At 48.2% G+C, this 4,790-nt stretch carries 5 protein-coding genes; 3 read left to right on the forward strand and 2 right to left on the reverse strand.

Annotated elements, in window-relative coordinates; translation table 11 throughout:
- Positions 1 to 38: 38 nt before the first annotated feature.
- From KDK14_RS00875 to queF, 3 genes are read left to right on the forward strand one after another with little or no spacing between them, the layout of a single operon-like run.
- Positions 39 to 986, forward strand: a complete 948-nt coding sequence (locus KDK14_RS00875) for an ABC transporter ATP-binding protein (protein WP_257263127.1) — start codon at positions 39 to 41, stop codon at positions 984 to 986.
- 8 nt (positions 987 to 994) lie between these two features.
- Complete coding sequence (locus KDK14_RS00880) at positions 995 to 1,804, forward strand: ABC transporter permease (RefSeq protein ID WP_257263128.1); 810 nt, start codon at positions 995 to 997, stop codon at positions 1,802 to 1,804.
- A gap of 6 nt (positions 1,805 to 1,810) precedes the next feature.
- On the forward strand, positions 1,811 to 2,656 hold the full coding sequence (gene queF, locus KDK14_RS00885; RefSeq protein WP_257263129.1) for an NADPH-dependent 7-cyano-7-deazaguanine reductase QueF: 846 nt from the start codon (positions 1,811 to 1,813) through the stop codon (positions 2,654 to 2,656).
- A 36-nt stretch (positions 2,657 to 2,692) separates the two neighbouring features.
- Here queF and KDK14_RS00890 read toward each other — a convergent pair whose 3' ends face one another.
- Both KDK14_RS00890 and rpmJ read right to left on the reverse strand, forming a co-directional pair.
- Positions 2,693 to 4,234 carry a hypothetical protein gene (locus KDK14_RS00890; protein WP_257263130.1) on the reverse strand — a complete coding sequence of 514 codons (1,542 nt, stop codon included), beginning with the start codon at positions 4,232 to 4,234 and terminating at the stop codon, positions 2,693 to 2,695.
- A 406-nt stretch (positions 4,235 to 4,640) separates the two neighbouring features.
- Complete coding sequence (gene rpmJ / locus KDK14_RS00895; protein ID WP_081622108.1) at positions 4,641 to 4,754, reverse strand: 50S ribosomal protein L36; 114 nt, start codon at positions 4,752 to 4,754, stop codon at positions 4,641 to 4,643.
- Positions 4,755 to 4,790: the final 36 nt, after the last annotated feature.

Raw genomic sequence — 4,790 nt, forward strand, 5'->3', positions numbered from 1 at the left:
TTTCCTGACTAAAGATAGAAATCTCAAGGCTGAGAACCATGACTCAGGCATTGGCCATCAAAAATTTGAAAAAAGTATACGACGACGGTTTTGTTGCTCTGAAAGGGGTAAATCTGGAGGTTGCCATAGGTGATTTTTTTGCCTTGCTAGGTCCCAATGGCGCTGGCAAATCAACCACCATCGGAGTGATTTCATCATTGGTTCGAAAGTCTGCCGGGAGTGTCTCTGTGTTCGGCCATGACATTGAGCGTGATCTGTTCCGGGCCAAGCGTTCTCTCGGGATAGTGCCCCAGGAATTTAACTTTAATCAGTTTGAAAAAGTGGCAGACATTCTGGTCAGTCAGGCGGGCTATTATGGGCTTTCACCAAGGCAGGCCAGGCCCCGTATTGAGCACTACCTGAAAAAACTGGGTTTATGGGATAAACGGTTTACCCAGTCGCGCATGCTGTCCGGTGGTATGAAGCGGCGCTTGATGATTGCCAGGGCGTTGATTCACGAACCCGAGTTACTGATTCTTGATGAGCCCACCGCTGGCGTAGACATTGAGCTACGCAGAAGTCTCTGGGAATTTATCAAAGAGATAAACGACCAAGGTACTACGATTATTCTGACCACCCACTATCTGGAAGAAGCAGAACAGCTCTGTCGTCATATTGCCATTATCGATCAGGGTGAAATCGTAGAAAGCACCAGCATGAAACGGCTGTTGAGCCTGTTGCAGAAGGAAAGTTTCGTCCTGGATTTGCGCCAGCCTATCGAGCAGCTACCGGTGTTTTCAGGCTACAAGGTGAACAAAATTGACAGCAATTCCCTGGAAGTCGAAGTTGATAAGTATACGGGAGTGAATGATCTGTTCCGGCAGCTCAGTGAGCTTAAAATTGAAGTCGCCAGTATGAGAAATAAAACCAATCGGCTGGAAGAGCTGTTTGTTAATATGACCAACGGTGTCTTGAAAAATGACAGTATCAAGGGAGGCGAAGCGTGATGTCAGGTATGGAACGAAGTCGGACCCTGCGGCCACAGCACAGTGAACTCCGTTATCACCAGGTCGCCTTTGTGACGATCTTTGCCAAGGAAGTACGACGCTTTATGCGGATCTGGCCGCAAACTCTGTTACCGCCGGCGATTTCCATGGTGCTCTATTTTGTTATTTTTGGCGCAGTGATTGGCTCCCGCATTGGCACCATGAGCGGCTTTAGTTATATGACTTACGTACTACCGGGATTGATCATGATGTCGGTGATTACCAACAGCTTCAGTAACGTAGCGTCCAGTTTCTTCAGCAATAAATTTCAGCGAAGCATTGAAGAGGTGCTGATATCCCCCGTACCCAACTGGATCATTCTGGCGGGTTATGTCATGGGTGGCGTGGCCCGGGGGGTGATTACCGGGGCTATCGTCATGGGGTTGGGCCTGTTCTTTGTTGAGCTGGAGGTTCATGATGTATTGGTTACACTACTGGCAGTGGTGATGACGGCCACCCTGTTTGCCCTGGGCGGTTTTATCAATGGCGTCTTCGCGAGAAAGTTTGACGATGTGTCTATTATTCCCACCTTTGTATTGACGCCCATGACCTACCTTGGCGGTGTCTTTTATTCCATCGAAATCCTGCCCGAATTCTGGCAGAAGGTCTCTATGCTCAATCCGATTCTCTATCAGGTGAATACCTTTCGCTATGGACTTCTGGGCGAGGCGGGTGGTCTGGATACCCGCTTTGCCTTTGTTGTAATGTCGCTGGCAATATTGTCACTGGGTGCCTACAGTTTGCACCTGCTGAAAACCGGTCGTGGTCTGAGAAGTTGATGGGCAATGAGTGATGTTCTGCATGCTTCACCGCTGGGTAAAATCAGTGGCTACAAATCGGTATACGATCCTTCGCTGCTGTTTGCCATAGAGCGGCAAGACAAGCGTAAAGAGCTGGGTATTGATCCGGATCATTTGCCGTTTTACGGTCGCGATCTCTGGTACGGCTATGAGCTTTCCTGGTTAAACCTTTCCGGGAAGCCCGTTGTGCGTGTTGCCCGGTTTGAGCTGCCCTGCAGCTCTCCCTGTCTGATTGAATCCAAGTCCTTCAAACTGTATCTCAACTCGTTTAATCAATCCCGGTTTGCCAGTGCTGAAGAGGTCGCAGGGCGCATTGCCCGGGATCTTTCTGCAGTAGCCAAAGCACCAGTGGCAGTGCGGCTATATACCATCAATGAATTTGAGTCCCGTGCCTTTGATCCTGCGCCGGGAACCAATATTGATGAAGCTGATGTTATTGTTGATTGTTACCAGTATGACCCAACGTTACTGGCCAGAAGTACAATGCGTGAAGCGGCTGATAATGGGCTGGTCAGTGAAACATTGCATACCCATCTGCTCAAATCCAACTGCCCGGTTACTGGCCAGCCGGACTGGGGAACGCTGGTGGTCAGTTACCGTGGCGAGCAAGTAGATCATGCATCGTTGCTGAAATATGTCTGTTCATTCAGGGATCATCAGGAGTTCCATGAGCAGTGTGTTGAGCGAGTGTTGGTTGATCTGCAAAAACACTACCGGTTTGCCGAGCTGACAGTCTATGCCCAATATCTGCGGCGGGGTGGGCTGGATATTAACCCCTGGCGCAGTACACTGGATATCCAGCCAGGGGCACTCAGGTTTATCCGACAGTAGGTCTTCCCAGTGATTTCCCGGACAGCCTCCTGGTGCTTAATCGAGCTTCGTGCTCTTGGCATGCTCAGCCAGAGACAACAATTTTGCTAATTTCTCTTCCCTGTATGGAGACCTTTGAAAGCGTTGACAAGCTCTTTGGTAAGCCGCATGCTCAAGGAAACAGCCCTCAAAATCATGTTTCAGTCTTTCTGCCAAGTGAATTCTATTTCCGTTGACACAAAACTCAATGAGCGGATTGAGCAGGAACAATTTGTCACTGGTCACTCCCGAAAGGCGCTTGACATAAGACAGGATAAAATCCCTGAATTTTAGAAACTCATGGTCGGGATCCGTGTGATGGGCAATTTCCAGTTTTGCTTGCAAAATATCCCGAATGGTGTTTTTGACTGTTTCACTCTCAGCTGCTCCGGAAGTTGCCAGCTCCAGCACCTTCTCAAGTGATCTTTGGTGTTTTGTAACCCTGAAGGCTTCAGCAATTTGCTCCTCGGTAAATTTAATATGGAGATTATTGGCAATAGATAAAGCCTTTTCGTAATCACCCACGGTAAAGCAGATATTCACCAGGGAGTAGGCCAGGTCTTTATGAGTGACAGAATTAATACCGCACTTGAAAAATTCTTCAAAAAATTTCACCAGGTCTTTGTACTTCTTTTCCTCCAGTGCATTTAGCCATCGTGGGTTTTGCAAACATTCTCTCAGCCCGTCAGCCAGTGTTTTCTTGGCCAACGCCATGGATTGGGGATCTTCCAGATTTGCCATGCCCAGTATCTTTTGGCCAGTAACATTAAGGTCGTGGTCGTCAGGTTCTTCAAGTCCAGAGTATGTCGGGTATTTTGTGGTTAATGTTTTGCAAGCATTCGCATGTTCTTCGGAATTTAGTCTTCCCGAGGCCAGCATTTTGACAATCCTGTTAGGCTCAGTGTACGTTGCGCTTTCCACCAGTTTATCAAGGGCTATCTTGAGACGCTCTCCTTCCAGATTGGGACCGTAGAGTTTGTTAATCTGGACAGCATGGGTGAGATCTTTCCGGTCCACAAACAGATTAAGGGCTAACTTTGCCAGAGTAACATCTTGTTTGCCGCAAATGTTTAGTAGGCAGTCGATGAGTTTTTTAAGCTTAACGTAATCTTTCTCGGACAAACTCATAATGGATTTCGAATTATCCTGCAAAATGGTTTGGAGGATATCCCTGGCTTTTTGCATAGCCAGATCCGGGTCTGTCTGTTGCAGCGAACGAAATAAGGAATTTACCCGGGCGGCATCTTTAGCTTTTACGGCCTCTTCAAGGGCTGGTAAAGCCTCTGCCGGTTCCATCGGGATTACAGACTGCGGTCCGCTGGTTTCGCATTGTGTGCCGGTATTAGCAGGGCAGTTTGGGTCAGAAGAAGAGATACTTCGGTCGGCAAGAGCAGTATCCAGGCCTGTACCGGTTTTTGAGTAGCCAACGGCTTCGAGTACTTTGTTAACGGCAGCACCAAACCAACTGATTGCTCCTGGTTTTTCTGTTGACTGGACGGATTTTTCCTGACCGTGTGGGATGCGCTGGGGAGATGACGGGGGGAGTTTTGTAGGGTTCATAATTAAGTACTTCCTCTATAAAAGTTATTGTAAGTAGAATTTTAGACAATAAAAAAAGCTATTAGTTGCATAAAATCAAACTAAAATCTCAGGTTGCCGCGCAGGGCAGTCTATATTCGGACAGCCACCCGGGAGGCTGTCCGAGAATAGACTGCCCTGCACGGCAACTGCTCCTGCGTTGCTCTGGCTTCTGCATCGATGAGTCGTGCGGCGACAGCAAATTGGTCTAAAACTCCGCTTTTGTTCGATAAATAGCCCCGCTATTTGTGTCCTTCGGGGTATTTAACTCACAAAACCGAATTTTTATCCTCAATTTCCTGCCGCCCTCGCTCCGGGGTTACCTGGACGGACGCCATTCTCGGACAGCCTCACAGAACAGAGTCGGGCTTTTGGAGAATCCGAAATTTTAGCCTTGACGCTGTTTGTGGCGCGGTTCCTGACAAATCACACGTACATTACCCTTACGCTTGATGATCTTGCAATTGCGGCAGATTTTTTTAACCGACGCACGTACTTTCATAACTAACTCCACAACCGTTGCAGAACTATTCAAGGC

This window comes from Endozoicomonas sp. ONNA2, from assembly GCF_024606365.1.
Taxonomy (GTDB): domain Bacteria; phylum Pseudomonadota; class Gammaproteobacteria; order Pseudomonadales; family Endozoicomonadaceae; genus Endozoicomonas.

Excerpts from the sequence above, each read along its gene's own strand:
- rpmJ (WP_081622108.1), bottom strand. The coding sequence starts at position 4,754 with ATGAAAGTACGTGCGTCGGTTAAAAAAATCTGCCGCAATTGCAAGATC.
- KDK14_RS00880 (WP_257263128.1), top strand. The coding sequence starts at position 995 with ATGGAACGAAGTCGGACCCTGCGGCCACAGCACAGTGAACTCCGTTAT.
- KDK14_RS00890 (WP_257263130.1), bottom strand. The coding sequence starts at position 4,234 with ATGAACCCTACAAAACTCCCCCCGTCATCTCCCCAGCGCATCCCACAC.
- KDK14_RS00875 (WP_257263127.1), top strand. The coding sequence starts at position 39 with ATGACTCAGGCATTGGCCATCAAAAATTTGAAAAAAGTATACGACGAC.
- queF (WP_257263129.1), top strand. The coding sequence starts at position 1,811 with ATGAGTGATGTTCTGCATGCTTCACCGCTGGGTAAAATCAGTGGCTAC.